Source organism: Polaromonas sp., from assembly GCF_036676035.1.
Classification (GTDB): Bacteria; Pseudomonadota; Gammaproteobacteria; order Burkholderiales; family Burkholderiaceae_C; genus Polaromonas.
Window position 1 is genome coordinate 1 of the sequence record NZ_JAKFDR010000090.1, and the last position, 20,418, is coordinate 20,418.

Annotated in this window: 19 protein-coding genes; 9 read left to right on the plus strand and 10 right to left on the minus strand. The window is 59.5% G+C overall.

All coding sequences use genetic code 11. The features are described 5' to 3' along the window. Positions 1 to 136: 136 nt before the first annotated feature. On the plus strand, positions 137 to 1,156 hold the full coding sequence (locus tag V6M61_RS13280) for a CobD/CbiB family protein (protein ID WP_332777053.1): 1,020 nt from the start codon (positions 137 to 139) through the stop codon (positions 1,154 to 1,156). 90 nt (positions 1,157 to 1,246) lie between these two features. On the opposite strand, the gene V6M61_RS13285 is transcribed toward V6M61_RS13280, so the two are convergent. The 4 genes from V6M61_RS13285 to V6M61_RS13300 form a co-directional block, all read right to left on the minus strand. Next, positions 1,247 to 1,744 (minus strand): hypothetical protein, encoded by a 498-nt coding sequence (locus tag V6M61_RS13285; protein WP_332777054.1) that lies wholly within the window; start codon positions 1,742 to 1,744, stop codon positions 1,247 to 1,249. A gap of 96 nt (positions 1,745 to 1,840) precedes the next feature. After that, positions 1,841 to 2,803 (minus strand): ribosome small subunit-dependent GTPase A, encoded by a 963-nt coding sequence (gene rsgA, locus V6M61_RS13290; RefSeq protein ID WP_332777055.1) that lies wholly within the window; start codon positions 2,801 to 2,803, stop codon positions 1,841 to 1,843. Continuing rightward, the gene (locus tag V6M61_RS13295; RefSeq protein WP_332777056.1) at positions 2,800 to 3,117 is read right to left on the minus strand and encodes a 4a-hydroxytetrahydrobiopterin dehydratase; all 318 of its coding nucleotides are present in this window, start codon (positions 3,115 to 3,117) and stop codon (positions 2,800 to 2,802) included. The genes rsgA and V6M61_RS13295 overlap by 4 nt, the downstream gene beginning before the upstream one ends. Beyond that, positions 3,114 to 4,400 (minus strand): M48 family metallopeptidase, encoded by a 1,287-nt coding sequence (locus tag V6M61_RS13300; protein ID WP_332777057.1) that lies wholly within the window; start codon positions 4,398 to 4,400, stop codon positions 3,114 to 3,116. Before V6M61_RS13300 ends, V6M61_RS13295 begins: the two co-directional genes overlap by 4 nt. A gap of 35 nt (positions 4,401 to 4,435) precedes the next feature. Between V6M61_RS13300 and orn the strand changes: the two genes are divergently transcribed. Together orn and V6M61_RS13310 are read left to right on the plus strand one after the other, a co-directional pair. Beyond that, a complete protein-coding gene (gene orn / locus V6M61_RS13305; protein WP_332777058.1) occupies positions 4,436 to 4,999 on the plus strand; it encodes an oligoribonuclease in 564 nt (187 codons plus the stop codon). A gap of 403 nt (positions 5,000 to 5,402) precedes the next feature. Beyond that, entirely contained in the window at positions 5,403 to 7,340 is a 1,938-nt protein-coding gene (locus V6M61_RS13310) for a DEAD/DEAH box helicase (protein ID WP_332777059.1), read from the plus strand. Between the two features lie 111 nt (positions 7,341 to 7,451). Here V6M61_RS13310 and V6M61_RS13315 read toward each other — a convergent pair whose 3' ends face one another. Further along, on the minus strand, positions 7,452 to 8,801 hold the full coding sequence (locus V6M61_RS13315; protein WP_332777060.1) for an aspartate aminotransferase family protein: 1,350 nt from the start codon (positions 8,799 to 8,801) through the stop codon (positions 7,452 to 7,454). 91 nt (positions 8,802 to 8,892) lie between these two features. On the opposite strand from V6M61_RS13315, the gene V6M61_RS13320 reads away from it, so the two are divergent. From V6M61_RS13320 to V6M61_RS13345, 6 genes are all read left to right on the plus strand, one after another. After that, entirely contained in the window at positions 8,893 to 9,837 is a 945-nt protein-coding gene (locus V6M61_RS13320; RefSeq protein ID WP_332777061.1) for a LysR family transcriptional regulator, read from the plus strand. Between the two features lie 124 nt (positions 9,838 to 9,961). Then, a complete protein-coding gene (locus V6M61_RS13325; RefSeq protein WP_332777062.1) occupies positions 9,962 to 10,789 on the plus strand; it encodes an ABC transporter ATP-binding protein in 828 nt (275 codons plus the stop codon). Beyond that, positions 10,782 to 11,681, plus strand: a complete 900-nt coding sequence (locus V6M61_RS13330) for an ABC transporter permease (protein ID WP_332777063.1) — start codon at positions 10,782 to 10,784, stop codon at positions 11,679 to 11,681. The genes V6M61_RS13325 and V6M61_RS13330 overlap by 8 nt, the downstream gene beginning before the upstream one ends. Beyond that, a complete protein-coding gene (locus V6M61_RS13335) occupies positions 11,678 to 12,625 on the plus strand; it encodes an ABC transporter permease (RefSeq protein WP_332777064.1) in 948 nt (315 codons plus the stop codon). The genes V6M61_RS13330 and V6M61_RS13335 overlap by 4 nt, the downstream gene beginning before the upstream one ends. Before the next feature lie 70 nt (positions 12,626 to 12,695). After that, on the plus strand, positions 12,696 to 13,712 hold the full coding sequence (locus V6M61_RS13340) for an ABC transporter substrate-binding protein (protein WP_332777065.1): 1,017 nt from the start codon (positions 12,696 to 12,698) through the stop codon (positions 13,710 to 13,712). Between the two features lie 183 nt (positions 13,713 to 13,895). Beyond that, the gene (locus tag V6M61_RS13345; protein WP_332777066.1) at positions 13,896 to 14,555 is read left to right on the plus strand and encodes a TetR/AcrR family transcriptional regulator; all 660 of its coding nucleotides are present in this window, start codon (positions 13,896 to 13,898) and stop codon (positions 14,553 to 14,555) included. Positions 14,556 to 14,725: 170 nt separating this feature from the next. Here the strand turns inward: V6M61_RS13345 and V6M61_RS13350 are convergent, their stop codons facing one another. The 5 genes from V6M61_RS13350 to V6M61_RS13370 form a co-directional block, all read right to left on the minus strand. Next, the gene (locus tag V6M61_RS13350) at positions 14,726 to 15,166 is read right to left on the minus strand and encodes an HIT family protein (RefSeq protein WP_332777067.1); all 441 of its coding nucleotides are present in this window, start codon (positions 15,164 to 15,166) and stop codon (positions 14,726 to 14,728) included. Further along, positions 15,163 to 16,014 carry a macro domain-containing protein gene (locus tag V6M61_RS13355; protein WP_332777068.1) on the minus strand — a complete coding sequence of 284 codons (852 nt, stop codon included), beginning with the start codon at positions 16,012 to 16,014 and terminating at the stop codon, positions 15,163 to 15,165. The genes V6M61_RS13350 and V6M61_RS13355 overlap by 4 nt, the downstream gene beginning before the upstream one ends. Further along, positions 16,015 to 16,524 (minus strand): TIR domain-containing protein, encoded by a 510-nt coding sequence (locus V6M61_RS13360; protein WP_332777069.1) that lies wholly within the window; start codon positions 16,522 to 16,524, stop codon positions 16,015 to 16,017. 547 nt (positions 16,525 to 17,071) lie between these two features. After that, complete coding sequence (locus tag V6M61_RS13365; RefSeq protein WP_332777070.1) at positions 17,072 to 19,483, minus strand: hypothetical protein; 2,412 nt, start codon at positions 19,481 to 19,483, stop codon at positions 17,072 to 17,074. 561 nt (positions 19,484 to 20,044) lie between these two features. Further along, on the minus strand, positions 20,045 to 20,418 hold a 374-nt coding region (locus V6M61_RS13370), incomplete at its 5' end, for an amidohydrolase family protein (protein ID WP_332777071.1).

Below are 20,418 nucleotides of genomic sequence, written 5' to 3' on the forward strand. Positions count from 1 at the left end.
GGGCTGGAGCCTGCGGCTCCAAAGCTGCTTGAGCAGCTTTGGACAGGCGACAGAGGCGAAGCGTCTCGCGAGCCGCGGCCTGCAAGGCCTCGGGAGCTACACGCAGTGAGCGACCGTGGGGGCAGTATGATTCCGCATGAGCTTTTTTGCCGTTTTGTTCGCCCTCATTCTTGAACAGGCCAGACCGCTGGCGCGTGGCAACCTGGCGCACGCGGGCTTGCGCGCCTGGGCACGCTGGGCAAGCCGCAGCCTGGATGCGGGCAAACCGCAGCATGGCTGGATTGCCTGGTCGGTGGCGGTCGTCGTGCCTGCCCTGATCGCGTTGGGCATTCACTGGCTGCTCTGGAGCTTCAGCAGCCTTCTGGCGTTTGCATGGAGCGTGGTGGTGCTCTACATCACCCTGGGTTTTCGCCAATTCAGCCACTACTTCACCGACATCCGTGTCGCGCTCGACGATGGCGATGAAGCCACGGCCCGTGAGCTGCTGGCCCAGTGGCGGCAGGTCGACGCCAGTGAGCTGCCGCGCAGTGAGCTTGTCCGCCATGTCATTGAGTACTCGGTACTGGCGGCGCACCGCCATGTGTTTGGCGTGCTGGCCTGGTTTTCGGTGTTGGCCGCACTCGGGCTGGGGCCTGCCGGTGCGGTGCTTTTCCGCATGAGCGAATTTGTCTCACGCTACTGGATCTACAAAAGCAAGTCGTCCGGCGAGCCCGTCAGCCCGGCCCTGCAACAGGCCGCCACCCGCGCCTGGGGCGTGATCGATTTTGTGCCGGCCCGCATCACGGCCCTGGCGTTTGCGGTGGTGGGCAGCTTTGAAGACGCCATTGACTGCTGGCGCAACTACACCCAGCGCTTGCCGGCCAACTCGACCCCCGCTTCTGAAAACCGCAACGACGGCGTGATCCTGGCCGCCACGTCGGGTGCGGTCAATGTGCGGCTGGGTGGCGAGGCGCTGAAGGCCACCCCCGCACCCAATGCCGCGCCGGACTTTCAGGCGGGCGGGGCGGATGCCAGTGATCAGGCCGCCCTGGACGCCATGCCGGGCCGCGAGCCTGAAGTGGCGCACCTGCGCAGCATTGTGGGACTGGTCTGGCGCTCGGTGGTGCTGTGGATGGTGCTGCTCGCGTTGCTGACCCTGGCGCGTTTGCTGGGCTGACGAAGCCTTCGTCCGGGAGCCCGGTAATTCAGGGGACTATCTCCATTTCGCGGGGATGGCGGCAAGCCGCCTCGCCCCGCAGTACAACCCTCAGGAGTACTCGAACGTCAACTTCGTACCGTCGAAGTCCTTGCACAGGGTGGGCCCGGAGCTGCTGGTAGCCGGCTTGACGGTGGCCGGTGTGACCTTGGTAGCCACGCCGGAACCTGAACTCGGCAGCGGCGTGGAGGGCTTGATGAGCATGGTCCAGCTGCCATTGCTGAACGATGAGCCGTTGAAGGAGTTGGTGGAGCCGGCCCAGCTGCCGTCGGAACCGGTGGGCGTGGTGTCGTCGGACTTGCTGCCCACGGCCAGGTTGACGTTGGTGGGCTTCTTGGTGCCCGAATTTCCGGTGAACCGGGTCTTGGTAACGCTGGGGCTGCCGGAGAGGCTCACGCTGACCGTGGCCGAGCAGGCCGAGCGGTCGCTGTTGGCCTTGAATCCGGACAGTGTGTAGTCCTTGGTGGCCGCGAAGGCTCCACCGGTGGACAGGACAGCCGCGGCGCACGCGGCAGAGACGGCCAGCGTCTTGAATCGTCTGGTTTTCATGGGATCTCCTTCTCAGGTAGTGGCAAAAGAGCCGCTGCCAAGTTATCACTGTCCCGGCTTGGGCGCCTCCTCCAATTGAAGGAGTGTTGCCACGGCTCAGTATTTGACCGCCGAAGTCAGCTCGGCAAACAATTCGCTATACAAACGATAGCGGTTTGCGCTGATTGCTCTTGGGCTGGAGGCCGATTTGACCTCAGAGATCACACCACAGCCGGGTTCATGCAAATGCGTGCAGTTGTAGAACTTGCAGTCCTGCGCATGGGCTTTGAGGTCCGGCATGTAGCTGGCCAGGTGCATGGGGTCGATGTGGTGCAGGCCAAACTCCTGGAAGCCCGGTGAGTCGATCAGGGCGCTGGTCCTGGCCTCGTCGATCCAGTACAGCGTGGTGCTGGTGGTCGTGTGTTTGCCGGAGTTCAGAGCTTGCGAGATTTCGGCCGTCAGCACTTTTGCCGCGGGCACCAGCAGATTGGTCAGGCTGCTTTTGCCGGCGCCTGAAGGTCCCAGCACCAGGGTTTTTTTGCCCTGCAGCAGCGCCAAAAGCTCCGCCGCCTGCGTGCCCGGCTCCGCGTCTGCCGCTTTGGGTTTGATGGCCAGCGGCAAGACCTGGTAGCCCATGGCCCGGTAAGGTTCGAGCTTGGCCCAGGCGCGTGAAAACGGCTCAGCCAGGTCACGCTTGTTCAGTGCAATGATGGGGGTGATGCGCTCGGCCTCGGCGGCAATCAGGGCGCGCGTGAGCTGGCTTTCCGAGAACTCGGGCTCGGCGGCGATCAGGATCAGCACCTGGTCGAGATTGGCCGCAAACGATTTGGTGCGCATTTCATCCTGCCGGTAAAACAGGTTGCTGCGCGCCTCGATTTTTTCAATCGTGCCCTCGTCCTGCGAGGGCAGCCACTGGACGCGGTCACCCACCACGGCCTGGCTTTTTTTGCCGCGCGGGTGGCAGATCACGCGCGTCCCGGCGCTGGTTTCGACCAGAACGTGGCGGCCAAAGCCGGCAACCACCAAACCGGGCCGTGTGCCTGAAGCCGGCACGGCGCCTGTGTTGGCGGCTTTACTCAAGCCAGCAGCGCATCAACCTTGGACGCGCAGAAAAAATCGCTGACTGAAATGCCACGGACGTCATGAGTGTTGAAGCGCACGGTGCACTTGCCATAGCTCACGCTCAGGTCGGGGTGGTGATCTTCGGCGTTGGCGATGAAGGCCAGCGCGTTCACAAAACCGATGGTTTCGTGGAAGTTTTTGAAGGTGTAGGTTTTTTCCAGCGAACCGTCGATCAGCCGCCAGCCGTGGGCCTGCTCGCCATTGAGCTGGCTGAGCTGGGTGACGATTTCGGTCGCGCTGAGCGCGCGGCGGTTTTGGTGGATGGGATTCATGCGGAAGCTCCGGGGGGCAGGTTCATACGCGCCAGCCGCTCGGAAGCGGGCGGGTGCGAGTAATAAAACTTCACAAACACCGGGTCGGGTGTGAGCGTGCTGGCATTGTCCTGGTACAGCTTGAGCAGGGCGCTGGCCAAATCCTTGCCATCGGTCTGCGCGATGGCGTAAGCATCGGCTTCGAATTCATGCTTGCGCGAGAACTGGGCAAACAGCGGCGAGATGAAAAAGCCGAACACCGGCACCGCCAGCACGAACAGCAACAGGGCCAGTGCGTCGTTGGGGGAGGTCATGTTCGGCCGAACGCCGAGCCCGGTATAGAACCACAGCTGCGACGACAGCCAGCCCAGCAGGGCAAAGCCGGCCAGGCTCAGGGCGAACATCGACACGATGCGCTTGAGGATGTGCTTGTGCTTGAAGTGGCCCAGTTCATGGGCCAGCACGGCGTCCACCTCGCCGGGGCTCAGCTGCTTGAGCAGCGTGTCGTAAAACACCACGCGTTTGGCGGTGCCAAAGCCGGTGAAGTAGGCGTTGGCGTGTGCCGAGCGTTTGCTGCCGTCCATCACAAACAGGCCTTTGGCGGCAAAACCACAGCGCTGCATCAGGGCTGTGACGCGGGCCTTCAGGGCTTCATCCTCCAGAGGCTGGAATTTGTTGAACAACGGCGCGATCACGGTGGGATAGAGCACCAGGACCAGCAGGTTGAAGCCCATCCATGCGCCCCAGGCCCAGAGCCACCAGAGGCTGCCGGCGCTGCCCATCAGCCACAAAATCAGCGCCACAATCGGCAGGCCAATCACGGCGCCGATCACCATTGACTTGAGCAGGTCAACCAGCCAGAGCTTGAATGACATCTTGTTGAAGCCGAAGCGCTCCTCAATTTTGAAGATGCTGTACAGCGTGAACGGCAAATCAAGCAGGCCGCTGATGACGCCGAAAGCGGCCAGCAGGGCGATTTGCGGCACCAGCGCGCCGTAGCCGCCCAAACGGGTGCCGGCCAGGGCCTGGTTCAGCGCATCCAGTCCGCCCAGCAGGGTCCAGCCCAGCAGCACCGCAGTGCCAAAGGCCAGCTCCAGCAGGCCAAAACGCGCTTTCGTGATGGTGTAGTCGGCGGCCTTTTGGTGTGCCTCCAGGGAGATGGTGGCGGCAAAGGCGGCGGGCACAGCGTCGCGGTGCCGCGCCACATGGCGTATCTGCCGCGAGGCCAGGTAAAACTTCACCAGCAGGCCCAGCATCAGGGTCGCTGAAAATGCGAGCGTCAAGCCCAGGGAAAAGTCGGTCATGACTAGCAGTTTAGGCTATCAGCGAGAATCGCAAGATGCCTGAATCTGAAACCACACTTAAAAAATCCGACCAAAACCTGATCTGGCTGGACTGCGAAATGACCGGCCTGGACCCGGAAAAAGAACGCCTGCTGGAAATTGCCGTGATTGTGACCGGCCCGCAGCTCACGCCGCGCATTGAAGGCCCGGTGCTGGTGATCCACCAGACCAACGAGCAACTGGACCAGATGGACAAATGGAACAAGGGCACGCACGGCCGCAGCGGTCTGATTGACAAGGTCAAGGCCAGCACGGTGACCGAAGCGGACGCCGAAAAGCAGTTGCTGGCCTTTCTGGCGAAGTACCTGCCCAAAGGCACGTCGCCGATGTGCGGCAACACCATCAGCCAGGACCGGCGCTTTCTGGTCAAGTACATGCCCAAGCTGGAGGCGTTTTTTCACTACCGCAATGTCGATGTGAGCACCTTCAAGGAGCTCGCCAAACGCTGGCGGCCCGAGGTTTACAGCGCTTTCAAGAAGCGCCAAAGCCATACGGCGCTCGCGGATGTGCACGAGTCGATTGACGAGCTGGAGCATTACCGGAAACACTTCTTGAAGTGATTTCTTAAGCTTTTTAAGCTCCTGGCCCTTGCAGAATATGCACCAGTAGCTCCTGAATTGATAGCGGAGAATGGTTTTAAAACTTTGATGCCCGGTCACCCGGCCGGCCCAATAACCTTGATCTACCGGGGACTAGTAGAAACCCGTAAACCATGGCATAATCTAAGGCTTGCCGGATGCACAGGGGTGCGCCGCATTTGTACATCTACCTCACACTTTTGGACTCTACCGACAGAGTCACCGCTTCGGGCACTGCACTGATTAGCCGCCTGAGCTGCATATTCGTTTGATGGTTGGTGTTTTATTAACCATGAACGAAGCCTTCTTGCTACGCGAGGGGTGGAAGTTTCTTGTGCTTTCTCATTCAATCCATTGAGAGGCGCAAGTGATTCGTGAGAAAAACATGACTGACTCTTTTGAGGCTCGTGGCGACTTTTTGCCCGAAGCCATTGCCGATATCACCGATACCGATTTCCAGAACATCCCCGATTTTTCGGACGCTTCGCAAGCCGCGCCCAGCAGCCTGGAAGCCGTAGCCCCGCAGCCCAACGGCTTCGTCAAGCTCGGCCTGGCCAAGGAACTGCTGCAAGCCGTGGCCGACATGGGCTTCACCCAGCCGACGGCCGTGCAGATGGCGACCATTCCCAAGGCCATGCAGGGCCTGGATGCGGATGCCGCCGCCGCCAAGTTCACCGACCTGCTGGTGTCCAGCCAGACCGGTAGCGGCAAAACCGCCGCGTTTTTGCTGCCCGTGCTGCACACCCTGCTCAAGCAGCAGGAAGAAGCCGAGCGCAACGAGCGTGCCGAGTACGAGCGCGCTGCCGCCGAAGCCATCGCCCGCGGTGAAGCGCCGGCCAAAAAGTCCAAGCGCAAGGACCCGACCAACCCGCGCAACTTCAAGGCCGCCACACCCGGCGCGCTGATTTTGTGCCCCACGCGCGAGCTGGCCCAGCAAGTCTGCGCCGACGCGATCGATCTGGTGCGCCATTGCCGCGGCCTGCGCATCGCCAACGTGGTGGGCGGCATTCCTTACCAGCTGCAAATCGCCAAGCTGCAAAACGCCAACCTGGTGGTGGCCACGCCGGGCCGCCTGCTCGACCTGCAACGCAGCATGCAGATCAAGCTGGATCAGGTCCAGTTCCTCGTGGTGGACGAAGCCGACCGCATGCTGGACCTCGGTTTTGCCGAAGACCTGGCCGAGGTCAACCAACTGACGGTTGAGCGCCAGCAGACCATGATGTTCAGCGCCACGTTTGCGCCCCGCATCATGCAGCTGGCCACCCGCGTCATGCGCGAGCCACAGCGCGTGCAGATTGACTCGCCGCAAGACAAGCACACCTCCATCACCCAGACGCTGCACTGGGCCGACAACATGACGCACAAGCGCAAGTTGCTGGACCACTGGCTGCGCGACAGCGCCATCAACCAGGTGGTGGTGTTTGCCAGCACGCAGGTAGAGTGCGACGGCCTGGCCAACGACCTGGTGCAGGAAAACTTCAGCGCCGTGGCGCTGCATGGCGCTTTGGGCCAAGGCCTGCGCAACCGCCGCCTGATGGCCTTTCGTGACGGCCGCGTGCAGATTCTGGTCGCCACCGACGTGGCCGCCCGCGGCCTGGACGTGCCCACCATCACCCACGTGATCAATTTTGGCCTGCCGATGAAGGCCGAAGACTATGTGCACCGCATTGGCCGTACCGGCCGTGCCGGCCGCAGTGGCCAGGCGATCACGATTGCCGAGTTCCGCGACCGTCGCAAGATTGGCGACATCGAGCACTACACGCAGCAAAACCTCAAGCCCAGCGTGATCGCGGGTCTGGAGCCACAGCAGCGCTTCCCCGCCACCTCTGATCGCCCGCGTGGCAATTTCGGTGGTGACCGCGGCGGTCGCAGCTTCGGCGGCGGCGGTGGCTTTGCTGGCAGAAAACCCGCTGGCGGTGGTTTTGGTGGCGGCTTCGGCGGCAACCGCGACGACCGTGGTGGTTTCGGTGGCAACCGTGATGACCGCGGCGCTTCCTTCAAGGGCCGTCCTGCCGCGCCTCAGGGCAATGGCTATGCAGACCGCTCCGGTTTCAACGACCGCGGCCCACGCCGTCAGGACGACCGCGGTTTTGGCAACAACAACGCCGGCTTTGCACCACGTGAGGACCGCAACTTTGGCGCCCGCAACGAAGGCTTTGCACCACGTGAGGACCGCAACTTTGGCGCCCGCAACGAAGGCTTTGCACCACGCCCTGACTTTGCAAACCGTAAACCCGGTTTTGCCAAGCCTGCTGGCAAGGTATTTGTGCCCCGCGATGCGGCTAAAAAAGCTGGCAAGTTTTCCAAGCCTGCGCGTGACTGATCTGGGCTGATCCGCGCTTGAGCGCTAAGCCAAAAGGCCGCTGCAAACCGTGAGGTTCGCAGCGGCCTTTTTCATGGGCTGTGTGCATGTTTGCAGAAGACGCAAGGGGCTTCAGGCGGTTTGGTTGATGGTCTCGCCCAGCGCGTTGATCAGGCTGTCAATCTGGGCGGGGGTCGTGATGAAAGGTGGCGCGAGTTGAATGGTGTCCCCGCCGTAGCGCACATAAAAGCCTTTCTTCAACATGGCCATGGCAATTTCATAAGGCCTGCGAGCCGGCTCCCCCGGCAAGGCGGCCATGGTGATGCCGGCGGCCAGGCCGAAGTTGCGAATATCGGTGATGTGCTTGGCACCCTTGAGGCTGTGCACCGCGTTCTCAAAATAAGGCGCCAGCGTCTTGACCCGTTCCACCATGTTTTCTTTGACCAGCAGGTCCAGCGCGGCCAGGCCCACGGCACAGGCCACCGGGTGGGCGGAGTAGGTGTAACCATGGGCAAACTCCAGCATGTAGTCGGGCCCGCCCTGCGCCATGAAGGTGTCGTAGATGTCTTTTTTGGCCAGCACGGCACCCAGGGGCTGCGCGCCGTTGGTGATTTGCTTGGCGACATTCATGATGTCGGGTGTGACGCCAAAGGCTTCGGCGCCGGTGTAAGCCCCGGCGCGGCCAAAGCCGGTGATCACCTCGTCAAAAATCAGCAAAATGTTGTTGGCCGTGCAAATGTCGCGCAGGCGCTGCAGATAGCCCTTGGGCGGAATCACCACGCCGGCCGAGCCCGAGAAAGGCTCCACAATCACCGCCGCAATATTGCTTGCATCGTGCAGTGCGATGAGTCGAAGCAGATCGTCGGCCAGCTCGGCGCCTTGGTCCGGCATGCCGCGCGAAAAAGCATTGCTCGCCAACTGGGTATGGGCGATGTGATCAGCCTCGATGCCCTGGCCAAACATCTTGCGGTTGGCCGCGATACCGCCCACCGAGATGCCGCCAAAATTCACGCCGTGATAGCCTTTTTCTCGTCCGATCAAGCGGGTCTTTTGGCCCAAGCCTTTGGCGCGCCAGTAAGCGCGGGCCATTTTGAGCGAGGTGTCGGCTGACTCGGAGCCCGAACCGGTAAAAAACACGTAGTCGAGTCCGGCAGGGGTGAGTTCCTTGAGCTTGTTGGCCAGCTCAAATGACAGCGGGTGGCCAAACTGGAACGCGGGGGAGTAGTCCAGCGTAGCCATCTGGCGGGTGACGGCTTCGGTAATCTCCGTGCGCCCGTGACCCAGGCCGCAGCACCACAGGCCGGACAGGCCGTCAAAAATCTGCTTGCCGTTGTTATCGGTGTAGTAACAGCCCTTGGCACTCACCATCATGCGCGGATTGGCCTTGAAGTCGCGGTTGCCGGTGTAAGGCATCCAGTGCGCATCGAGCCAGGCGGCGTCGGTGCGAGGGGAGGCCAGGGCTTTGGCATCGTTCATATTCATGTTGTGTCCTGGATAGGGGGGAGATGTTGCGATTCTTCTCGGCTCTGTTACTCTTATAAATGTATAAGTATCACTATAAAGTTGTCAGTTTATGCAAGTAAATAGTCGGGCCGCACTGGGTCAGTTGAGCGATATGGACATTCGCCTGTTGCGGGTGTTTAAAAGCGTGGTCGAGTGCGGTGGCATGGCGGCGACTGAGCTGGAGCTCAACATTGGCATCTCCACCGTCAGCCGCCATATGAAGGACCTGGAAACCCGCTTGGGGCTGACCCTGTGCCGCCGGGGTCGGGCGGGCTTTGCCCTGACATCAGAAGGCGAGCAGGTCTACATCGAAACCCTGCGCCTGCTGGCCGGGGCGGACGCGTTTCGCAGCAGCGTGGACGAGATTCACCGCCGCATGGGCGGGCAGCTCAATATTGCAGTGTTTGACAAGACCGCCAGCAACCCGGCCGCCCACATCGGCGCGGCCATCGCCCTGTTTACGGATCTTGCACCCGAAGTGAGCCTGCATTTGCACGTGGCACCCATCAACGCCATTGAGCGCGGCGTGATCGACGGGCAGTTTCAGGTGGGCGTGATTCCGGGGCACCGCAGCTCGGATACCTTGGCTTACGAGGAATTGTTCCAGGAGACCATGCTCTTGTACTGCGGCGCGCAACATGCGCTGTTCAAGGCCGACTCTGCCAAAATGAATTGGGACGATTTGCGGGCCCATCACTTCGCGGGCCTGGGCTACCACTCGCCCAATATGGAAATCAGCCAGCAAGTGCGCCTGCCGCGCAAGGCCACCGGCTACGATCAGGAGTCCATCGCCACGCTGATCCTGTCGGGCAAATACCTGGGGTTTCTGCCCGACCATTACGCCGAGGGGTTTGTGCGCAAGGGCCAGATGTGCGCCGTCAAACCGGAGCTGTTTCGCTATGCGTGCAGTTTTTTCAGCATCGTGCGGCGTTCACCACAGCCTTCAAGGGTGACGCGGGCGTTCCAGGCGTGCCTGCTGAAGGGGCACGAATCGGCTGCGGTCCATGCCAAATAGGCCTCAGGGGGCCGTACAAACCCTGACGATATTTGTGGCACGAAACTAGCTTGCATCTCTAGAATAAGTTGACCAATTGGTTAGCTTCTTTCTGGTGCAGCCCCATCCACTACTTTGCGTGTCCATGAAAAATCCTGAAATGCCGTCATGGTCGCCTGCTGCCACGCTCTTGGCCAGCGCGCGACTGGCTGTCGAAGTCCGCAACGCCAGTGTTATTTATCAGGCGAGCGATTCACCGGTTCACGCGCTCAGTGACATTGACCTGGATATTCGTGAAGGCGAGTTCGTCTCACTGATTGGCCCCTCGGGGTGCGGCAAGACCACCTTGATGCGCGTCATTGCCGACCTGGAATCCATCAGTGCCGGCCAGGTGCTGGTCAATGGCGTCAGCCCCCACGAGGCCCGCCTGGCACGCGCTTATGGCTATGTGTTTCAGGCGCCGGCCCTGTTTCCGTGGCGCACGGTGCTGGGCAACGTGACCCTGCCCCTGCAGATTCAGGGTCGCTCCAGGGCGGACAGCAAGGCCATCGCGCTGGAGCAGCTGGCGCGCGTGGGGCTGACCGGCTTTGAGCAAAAGTACCCCTGGCAGCTGTCTGGGGGGATGCAGCAGCGGGTGTCCATTGCACGGGCGCTGTCGTTTGAGCCGCGCATTTTGATGATGGATGAACCTTTTGGTGCGCTGGACGAAATCACGCGTGACCGGCTCAACGAGCAGCTGCAGCAGCTTTGGCAGCGTGAACGCCGCACCGTGGTGTTTGTCACGCACTCCATTGCCGAGGCGGTCTACCTGTCCACCCGCATCGTGGTGATGTCGCCGCGCCCGGGGCGCATCGTCAAGGTGATTGACTCACCCCTGCCGGATGAGCGGCATCTGGGTTTGCGCGACACCACGGCATTTATCGAGGTGGCGCACGCGGTGCGCGAGGCCCTGGCCGATGGTCACCATGACTGACAGCTTCTGGAAAAGCACCGCGGTGCGGCTGAAGCTGCAGGGGCTGCCCGTGGCCGTCATTTTGCTGGCGGTGCTGCTGGCCTGGTACGGTAGCGCTTGGGCGCTCAATGCACCGGGAGCGATCGAGCGTGTGTTGCCCCAGGATGGTGCCTGGGGCTGGCAAGACCTGCTGGCGGCCACCATGACCATGCAGCGCCCGGTGATGCCTGCGCCCCATCAGGTGGCGCTGGATCTCTGGTCCAGCCTGCTGGATTGGCCGCTGGATTCCCCGCGCAACCTGCTGTACCACGTGGCGGTGACGGCCGAGTCCACCTTATGGGGCTTTGTGATGGGCACCTTGCTGGGGCTGCTGTTGTCGGTGTGTATTGTTCACTCGCGCACGCTGGACCGGGCCTTGCTGCCCTGGATTGTGGCGTCGCAAACCGTGCCGGTGCTGGCAATCGCCCCCATCGTCCTGGTGATTCTGGGCAGTCTTGGTTTTGCCGGCGTGGCGCCCAAGGCGGTGATCGCCATGTACTTATGTTTTTTCCCGGTCACGGTGGCCATGGTGCAGGGCCTGCGTTCGCCCCAGCGAATCGAGACGGAGATGTTGCACACCTATGCCGCCACCCGCTGGCAGGCTTTGTGGTTGCTGCGACTGCCCGCCGCCTTGCCTTTTTTGTTTCCCGCGCTGCGGGTGGGCATTGCCGCGGGCCTGGTGGGGGCCATGGTGGCCGAGTTGCCCACGGGGGCGCAGGCGGGCTTGGGCGCACGCCTGCTGACCGGCTCTTATTACGGCAACACGGTGCAAATCTGGTCGGCGCTGGTGATGTCGGCGCTGCTGGGCCTGACGCTGACCACGGTGGTGGCCGGCCTGGAGCGCCTGGCGCTGCGTCACAGGAGCCAGCCATGAAGCGCTCCACCAAATTCATCGCGCTGCTTGTGTTGGGCTGCCTGGCTGGCGCTGTGCTGTTGATGCAGTTCGCACCAGCCAAGGGTGAGGCGCCGCCTACGCCCTTGTTCTGGCTGGCCACGGGCATTTTGGCGCTGTTGGCTGTGCAGTCCATCCGGCGCATGGCGGCACTCGATGGCGCACGCATTTACGGCATGTTGACCGCTGCCCTGTTTGGTGTGTGGGTTGTCTATTTTTGGCAGTTGCTGGTGCTGGCCTTCGAGGTGCCCAGAGTGTTGCTGCCGCCACCCAGTCTGATCGTGCAATCCATGGCCGCCCATGGGCCCATCTTGTGGGGTGACTTTGTGCAAACGGTGCTCAAGGCGGTGCTGATCGGTTGGGCTTTGGGCTCGGGGCTGGGTTTTGGGGTGGCCATTGCCATTGACCGCATGCCCTTTCTGCAACGCGGCTTGTTGCCCCTGGCGTCATTGACCAGCACCATCCCCCTGGTGGCCGTTGCACCGATTGCCGTGATGTGGTTTGGTTTTGAGTGGCAGTCCAAAGCGGCGGTGGTGGTGTTGATGACGTTTTTTCCGATGCTGGTGTCCACGCTGGCCGGGCTCAAAGCCTCCGGCAAACTGGAGCGCGAGTTGATGCACAGCTACGCGGCCAGTTATGGGCGCACCTTGCTGGCCCTGAGGTTGCCCGCGGCGCTGCCCTTCATGTTTGGGGCGCTCAAGGTCAACGCCACGCTGGCCCTGATCGGCGCCATCGTGGCCGAGTTTTTTGGCTCCCCCACCTCCGGCCTGGGGTTTCGCATTTCTACCGAAGCCGCCCGCATGAACATGCCGCTGGTATGGGGTGCCATCGTGGTGGCCGCGGTGACGGGTTCAGTGGCCTATGCCGTGCTGGTCCAGCTAGAACGGCGTGCCGCGTTCTGGCACCCTTCTGTGCGTGAAGGTTGACAGTGTTTCCCACCGTGTGGCCAGCTTGTCCGAGCTGACCGCTTGTTTTTTCCAACCCAAGGAGCTTCCCATGATTCGTTCTTCCAAGTTCACCAGCGGCCTGCTGGCTGCGCTGCTGGCCGTGTGCGGCGCTACCGTTGGCGCAAGTGCCAGCGCGGCTGACAAGGTCACCGTCCAGCTCAAATGGTTGCCGCAAGCGCAGTTTGCCGGTTACTACGTGGCCCAGTCCAAAGGCTATTACAAGGCCGAAGGCCTGGACGTGACCATCAAACCCGGTGGCCCGGACATTTCACCGGTGCAGGTGATTGCCGGCAATGGCGCCGACGTGGTGGTGAACTGGATGCCCGATGCACTCGCCGCGCGTGAAGCCGGTGTGCCCCTGGTCAATATCGCCCAGGTGTTCAACCAATCGGGCTTGATGCTGACCTGCAAAAAAGCCAGTGGCGTGGCCAGCCCCAAAGACTTCAAGGGAAAAACCCTGGGCGTATGGTACGGCGGCAACGAATACCCCTTCCTCAACTGGATGGCCAAGTTGGGTTACAAGACCGACTCCGACATCAAGATTCTCAAGCAGGGCTTCAACGTCGATCCACTGCTGCAGAACCAGGCCGCCTGTATTTCCACCATGATTTACAACGAGTACTGGCAGGTGGTGGATGCGGGCGTCAAGGAAAGCGACCTGGTGACTTTCTTCTATGAAAAAGAAGGCGTGGCCTCGCTGGAAGACGGACTGTATGTGCTTGAGTCCAAGCTCAAGGACCCCGCCTTTGTGGCGCGCATGGGCAAGTTCCTCAAGGCCACCTTCAAGGGCTGGAACGACGCCGTGAAAAACCCGGCCGAAGCGGCCAAAATCGTGGTGGCGGCTGATACCTCTGGCAGTGCCAATCAGAAGGTGCAACAACGCCAGATGGAAAACGTGGCCAAACTTATCACCACCGCAGGCTCGGCCAAGATCGGCTACCTGGAGCCGGCCGCCTATGAGCGCACCGTCAAGGTGTTGCTGGCCGCTGGCAGCTCACCCGTGATCAAAAAAGATCCGGGCAAGGCCGCCTACTCGCACGCCGTGTGGGAAGCAGCCGCGAAGTAAGCTACGGCTTACTGCAATACACGTCACTTAACCGCTCGCCCTGAGCTTGTCGAAGGGTCGTCACAGTGCACAGGCTTCGACAAGCTCAGCCCGAACGGGGTGGTAACGCTTAAATGACCAGCATTGGCTTACTGCGACCAGGGGTCTTATCCTGACGGGTACGACCCCTTTTTTCTTCACATCATGATTCCTATCTCCACCAGCAAATCGACGGACGCGACCGATGAGGCCTCGAAAGGCCAGATTCGCCAGGCCAATGAGGCCTTGATTCTGGCCGCCGCCGAGCGCGTGTTTGCCGGCGCCGGCTTTGGCGGTGCCACCATGGCGGCGATTGCCGAAGCCTCTGGCCTGCCCAAGGCCAATCTGCACTACTACTTCGGCAGCAAGCAGGAGCTCTACCGTACCGTGCTGGCGCGAACCCTGAAAGACTGGCTGGTGCCCACCCATGGCATTACCCCGAAGGCGGACCCGAGGGAGGCGATTGAACGCTATATCCGCGACAAAATGGCCTTGTCCGCGCAGCGGCCTCATGCCTCCAAGGTGTTCGCCAACGAGCTGCTGCATGGTGCACCGGTTATCAAAGCCCTGCTGGCGACCGAGCTGCGCGAGATGGTGTTGGCCAAGGCCGCTGTGATTGACGGCTGGATCGCCGCCGGGCGCATGGCGGCGGTGGACTCGGTGCACCTGTTCTTCACCATCTGGGCGGCCACCCAGACCTATGCCGATTTTGATGTGCAGGTGAGCGCGGTGTTGGGCCGCCCCGAGTTGAGCGTGAAAGACCATGCCCGTGCCACCGAGCATGTGGTGTCGCTGATTTTGCGGGGCTGCGGCCTTTACCCGTAATTCTGACTAATCGCCGCAGTTCGAATGGCTGCAATGGCGCCACCCGAAATGTCACTTTCCCGCGGAAACAGGGGTAGCGTCACGGTCGGGTAGGGGCCCTTCGCGGTCGTGCGTAAGCTACAACTCGCCGTCCTGAAGCGGACGTTCGCCACTTATAGTTTGGCAGGCGCTTACGCCACTCCTAAGAGCTTCTTCGCAATTTCATCCGACTCAGCAATCGATATTTCTTCCACCGGCCCGAATTCAGTTCCGCCACCCTCAAGGGTACCCGCGACATGGAAATGAACGTGGCTGATTGCTTGCCCCGCAGGAACTCCATTGTTCTGCCATACAGCAATCCCGGGCTTCGAGTAGGCCCGGTCGATCAACACGGCTGCGTTTCGCACTTGGACAGCAATAGCAGCAACTTCAGCATCAGTAAGTTCGAGAATAGTTGGCACATGTCGCAGCGGCAAAACAAGTAGGTGCGGGTGTCCTCTCTGTTCGCGTGTGACGAAAGTGGCCGTATTCGCGGTGCGAGACAGGATCGTGTAAGGACGCTCGCCCCTGAGGTAGGCGCAGAACGCACACCCGTTATTTTCTGGAAGGTCAATGCTCGATTCGGTACTCATGATGATCGCAGTGATGACAAAAAGGACTGCAGCTCTAGCCGATCAAGCTTCTTGTAGTCCTCAGGTCTGACGACGATTCGAAGCTCATCACAAATCTTCGCGCCGCGCGATGCAAACATGAAAGAAAGAAGGGTGAACCGAATCGCGTCCTGTGCCGGGAGGATGCTCGATAGTCGCGCTTGCCCACCGCCGATGACCGGTATCGACAGCGTACCTCCGTTGCCTTTTTTTGAGACCTCGTCCCACAGCAAGAGAAGGCTTTTCCAAACCTTATCTGGCGTTGAGTGAGCTGTGTTGTGAGCGTCCATTTCACAGTACGCCAGAAAGAAGATCAGCCTAGCAGCATGTTTGACGGTTGCTATAGTGCCGACGCCGTACTGTGTCTGCTTTCCTGCTTTTGCAATGGTACCTACCGTTGGCTTGCCCGCGAGGGCGGTGGCCAACTGCGCGTCAAGCTCTTTCAGATCACCGCCGTAGAGCACTTGCAGCGCTTGGCCCTGAAGGCTTTCCTTAGAAATGATAATTGGCGTTTCAGTATCGAAGGTGTCATTCGTACCGATCACAAGGTGCGTCGTCTCAGCAAGCATGTCTCCCTTGACGATGCTTATCTTGGTCTTGGGGGCATCGTAGTCTTGCGTTATGGGCCTCGGCCACGACCATATGAGCCCGCCAATAAGTGAAATAACAATCACCGAGAGCAAGAACGGCATGCCTTGGAAAACCGTCACCGTAGGGTTGATCACGTTGCTGGTTTGCAGAACCGTCGACAAGCCCCCCAAGCATGCGAACGACCTCGTCAGAAAGTGGCGCCAGAAACGCCCCGTCCGCAAATCCTGAAAGATTGCCATTTACAGTCCGAGGTCGCTGTAGACCTTTGCGGGGTACTGATGCGGCCCCTTTTTGTCGCTTGCAGCGAAGTTAACGGCATAGTTGTCGAGCGCGTGCATGATGATCTTCGGCTGGAATGAGACCGACACGGTGTAGTAGTCCGCGTTCAATAGCGGATCGGGGATATAGTTTTTGTCCACGGTCCGATCTTGATCTAGGTTGACCACCACAACGGGCAGATTGAACTCGATGATCACTTCGATTTCGTGAGCCAAGAACGATACGCTGTCACTGCCCTTGCGCTTCCCATCTTTGCTTCCCAACAGGACGACCTGCTTTGCGTTCTTCAACCGCTCTCGTAGGTTCCGCTTGATCGTTTCCGGCTTGCTGGTATCGCGAGAAATGAAGAGATCGTGCGCGTCGAAGAAGTCGAAATCGATGTGCTCGTTCGCCTTCCATGCCTCCATCAGGCGGTACTTGCTGATGTCTTCGCTGGCAAACGCTACGTAGGTCTTGTTTCGATAGCCCATAAGTTCCCCGTGTTGTGCACCTGCCGAAAGCAGGCTACGAATTGTCACATACAGACTGGTACGTCCGCACCCTCTATCTGCCGAACCAGCCGACGAATGTCAAAGTAGTCGAGAGTTACATCGTCCGAGCCGGTTTTGGAGGCCCAAGTCGCCGGAGAACCGAATAGCGGTCAATGTCGAATAACTCCTTTTAGCCTATTGTGTTGAAAAACTCACTTCGTTGGTCTGAGGCCAGGTTTTCAGGGGTACTTCACCGCTTGCCCGAATCGAGATCGTCGATCCTACGGCGTTCTATGAGGTCGATTTTTCTGCGATAACTCCCAGCCAGACAGAATTCGAGTTTTTCAACACAATAGACTGATTACAGCCTTTCAAATTTCGGCAGCTATCAGCAGCCGTCACGCTTGTACGGCCAGCAACGTTGACTCAATGCCATAAAGCAGATGTCGTTGGCCAGTGCAGGGGCATCGGAGTCGCGGTTGACGCGAATTTCGCATCATCACAAATGCGTTGCCGATGCCGACGTTCACCCGGCCCACTAGATCCATTAGCTTGACCATCGCTCAAATTCACGCCGGACTTTCACCTGTGACTGATAGTCGGCATGAGTCGGAAAGTTCATCAGACGCGAATCCTCCTCAAGACAGTAGCGTGCGAATTCGCGACGCACAGCGGTCCACTCAGAAGACCCCATCTTTTGCGCAAGAAGTCCACGAGTACCCCGTAGAAACTCTTCTGACCGCAAGGGAGTAGTAAGCGCCATCTGTTCGATATATACAACTTCGTTAAAAGCCATCTCGAAGTGCATATGCCCAGATGGAGTAACAGCAATGCGGGTCGTAGGGGTGAGGACTTCCGAGTTTGGTTCATACGGCTCGATCAAACGGTATTTCACCATCACCTCAACGGCCGCGAGGACACATCGAGTTGGTACCCCCATATTTTCAAAGTAGTGGTCGACCTCCTCAAACGCGATGTATGCGCCCGGCACGTCCGATGCGGCGTTCTCCTTGTCTAGAAGTAGACGAAGCACGCTGAGTCGCAACATAGGCGAATTCAAAAATCCCGTTTCAAGTGAGAACAAGTCCAGCAGATATTCATGCGCTTCCTGCTTGAACTTGTTGTATTCGCCGTAGAGCAGTGCTTGAACGATGCGCTTCTCTTGTATCTGCACATTCCGGCTGGCGAAGTACGCAGTAACTAGCTCATCCACCTTCAATATCGGTGCGGTGATGATTTTTTGAGAAAGCTCCAACCCGCGGCGAAGATCGAAGTTGGTTAGTGCACCGATGCGTCGAGCGATGTAGTCCGTTCGAATAAACGCCTCTTCAACGCAGGCAGCAAAGGCCGGCAAGTTTTCCATGGTTATGCGGAGGCCGCGGGAAGTGAAGTACTGCTGGGATTTTTCCGGCCCCTCGTCGAGCTTGCGCTTAATAAACATCACGCGCTTCTCCAACACGCTCTTCGTCGACGGCACAGGAAGAAAGAGCGCCTTCGCAGAATACGATTGAAGTGCTCCGGCCTTGGAAAGCCTCCAGATCGTTCGGTCAGTGATTGGGACAACGACAACCGAGGGCGCGACAGCTCTGAACAATGCGTACGCATACTGGAAAACTGCGTCTTGGAACGGAATTGGGAAATTGTCCGCGTTGTCGAAGACGACGCACGGGATAACGCACCTTTGACGTATCGCACGCTTCAGTACAGAAGTCAGATAAGCATCCGGCTTGTCTCTTCTTCTATCAGAAATGAACTCGCCGAACTTAATTTTGAAAGCGTCTATGTCAGTGTCGTATAGATGCTTGTGCTCACCGGTAGACCAACGCTGATAGTGGTCGAAGAATATACCCTGCAATTCGTCGTACGAAGGATTGCGACCAGCATAAAGCGCCTGTTCGGCAGCTTCGTTGAGGCGATCAGTCAGCCACTCTTGGAGACCATCGATACTGCCCGGAGAATCAGCAAGATCAACCTTGAGAACAAGACACTTTTCTCGTAGGCTTCGGTCCAACTTGAACTTGAAAAAACGGTCGATAAATGTACTCTTGCCGGCCCCCTTATTGCCAACAATGACGACCATCTGGCCCTTCTTTGTCGCAACGGATGCCTCAATCTCTTGTTGAAGTTCCAGCCCCGCCCCATCTTTAATCGACTGCACGTAGCTGACCAGCTCACGCGTGATCTTCTCGAGCGTTCGGTCGGCCTCGTGGCTTTCCGGTGAATCGACAAAACAATGCGCCAGTAGTTCTTGGTCAGAGTCTCCCGTCAATGTTTTGAAGAACTCATTGAATATTTGGTCCATGTCGCGCGCCAAGTCGCTCTTCCGCATCAGATAGATTTCTGATGGAGGAACCACACTCAACAGCGGGTCGACGGCGCTTAGAGCACTTCCTTCTTCGCGGTCTAGATAGACCGAGTACAAACGCGCCCTGACGCCTTCCTGCGAAAACAGGTCGTAGAACTCAGCAAATCGATTTTGAATCGCATTCAGATCCGGAAAAACTGCCGCAACTCCATCGCGATACTCCACGCCATCGACCCTGAGTGCACGGAAACCGATCCATGAAAAACCGTTCGTCAATGCAGCGAAAGGCACTGACTTGCTCGCGCAATAAGAAGCAGCTTGGGCCAAGCCGTCTTGCGCATCGCGAAGAGCCGAGCCGCCGACCTTATAGTACCTTTGCTCAAGGCTCTTTGTTGTGACGAGCGCCTTTTCCGTGCGTTTGGCCTCCACGACAAACGCGTTGCGGCCACCCGTGCTGATCAAGTAGTCGATGTAGCCGGACTCGGTTGGAGGTTCCATTCGAATGCCATCCCTGCGCCAGCCGAGTACCTCCAACAAAATTCGATCAATGAGTTGAAACCTGGCATCCGCCTCTGAAACGATTTGATCTACATGAGCTTCGGCGAACTGCCGCACTCGAGCGAATTCCTCGCGCGCGTTATCTATATTTTCCATAGGCTCTCCATGAACCAAGCCAGTCTACAGGAGGAAGGACGGCGCAAAATGCCCGAGCTAGTGACTGCCTCCGTTACACCCATGCTCTGCACACGCTCGCTGACAGTGTTGAACAGTACCGTCGAAAGCTAAGCGAGTCAATTCGGCGAGGAGTGGGATCAAACCGCACGCATGTCAATTGGATTGCCAGATAGGAGCCGGTCATAAAAGTCTGGAACTGGCCGGGTCCGGATGCAGCGATCATCGAAATCGACGCCACATTGCTGACGGTCAAGCTGCTGATGTCAGTGTCGGGTATGGAGCGAGTATTTCGGATAGCCCTATGTCGGCAGTCAGTCTCAAGCGGTCATTGCCCGGGACGACTCGGACGTCCACTTCTGGCCGAGTCCAGCCCGACGGTTTGTGGTCTCCCAGGGGGGTCTGAGTGGCGGCTGCCAGGCATAGCCGCTAACGAGTCTTTGGCATTGAGGGTTGCTATTTCGAGACATGGGACGCGGCTCTGCAACAGGCAGCAGATTGCGTCTGGCAGCGCATCCCGGCCTGCTCGCTTGCTGCTATGCGTCAAAGCATCAGCGAGGTTTGCGCGGGCCTTCCCTGCAAGTGCAGCAGGCTGGTGGCCGCCGGCGATTCGGCCAGCAGTTGACCCCGCCTGAACACCTTCAGGCGCGTGGCGCGCAGGCGGATGGCTTCAACCGGGTCGCGCGCCTGCAGCAGCACAAAGTCGGCGTTGCAGCCGCGCTCCAGGCCGTAGCCCTGCAAACCCAGAATGCGTGCCGGGTTGCGGGTGACCGCGTCAAAACATTGGCGCATGGCGGCCTGGCTGGTCATTTGGGCCACGTGCAAGCCCATGTGGGCGACTTCGAGCATGTCGCCGCTGCCCAGGCTATACCACGGGTCCATCACACAGTCATGGCCAAAGGCGACGTTGATGCCCT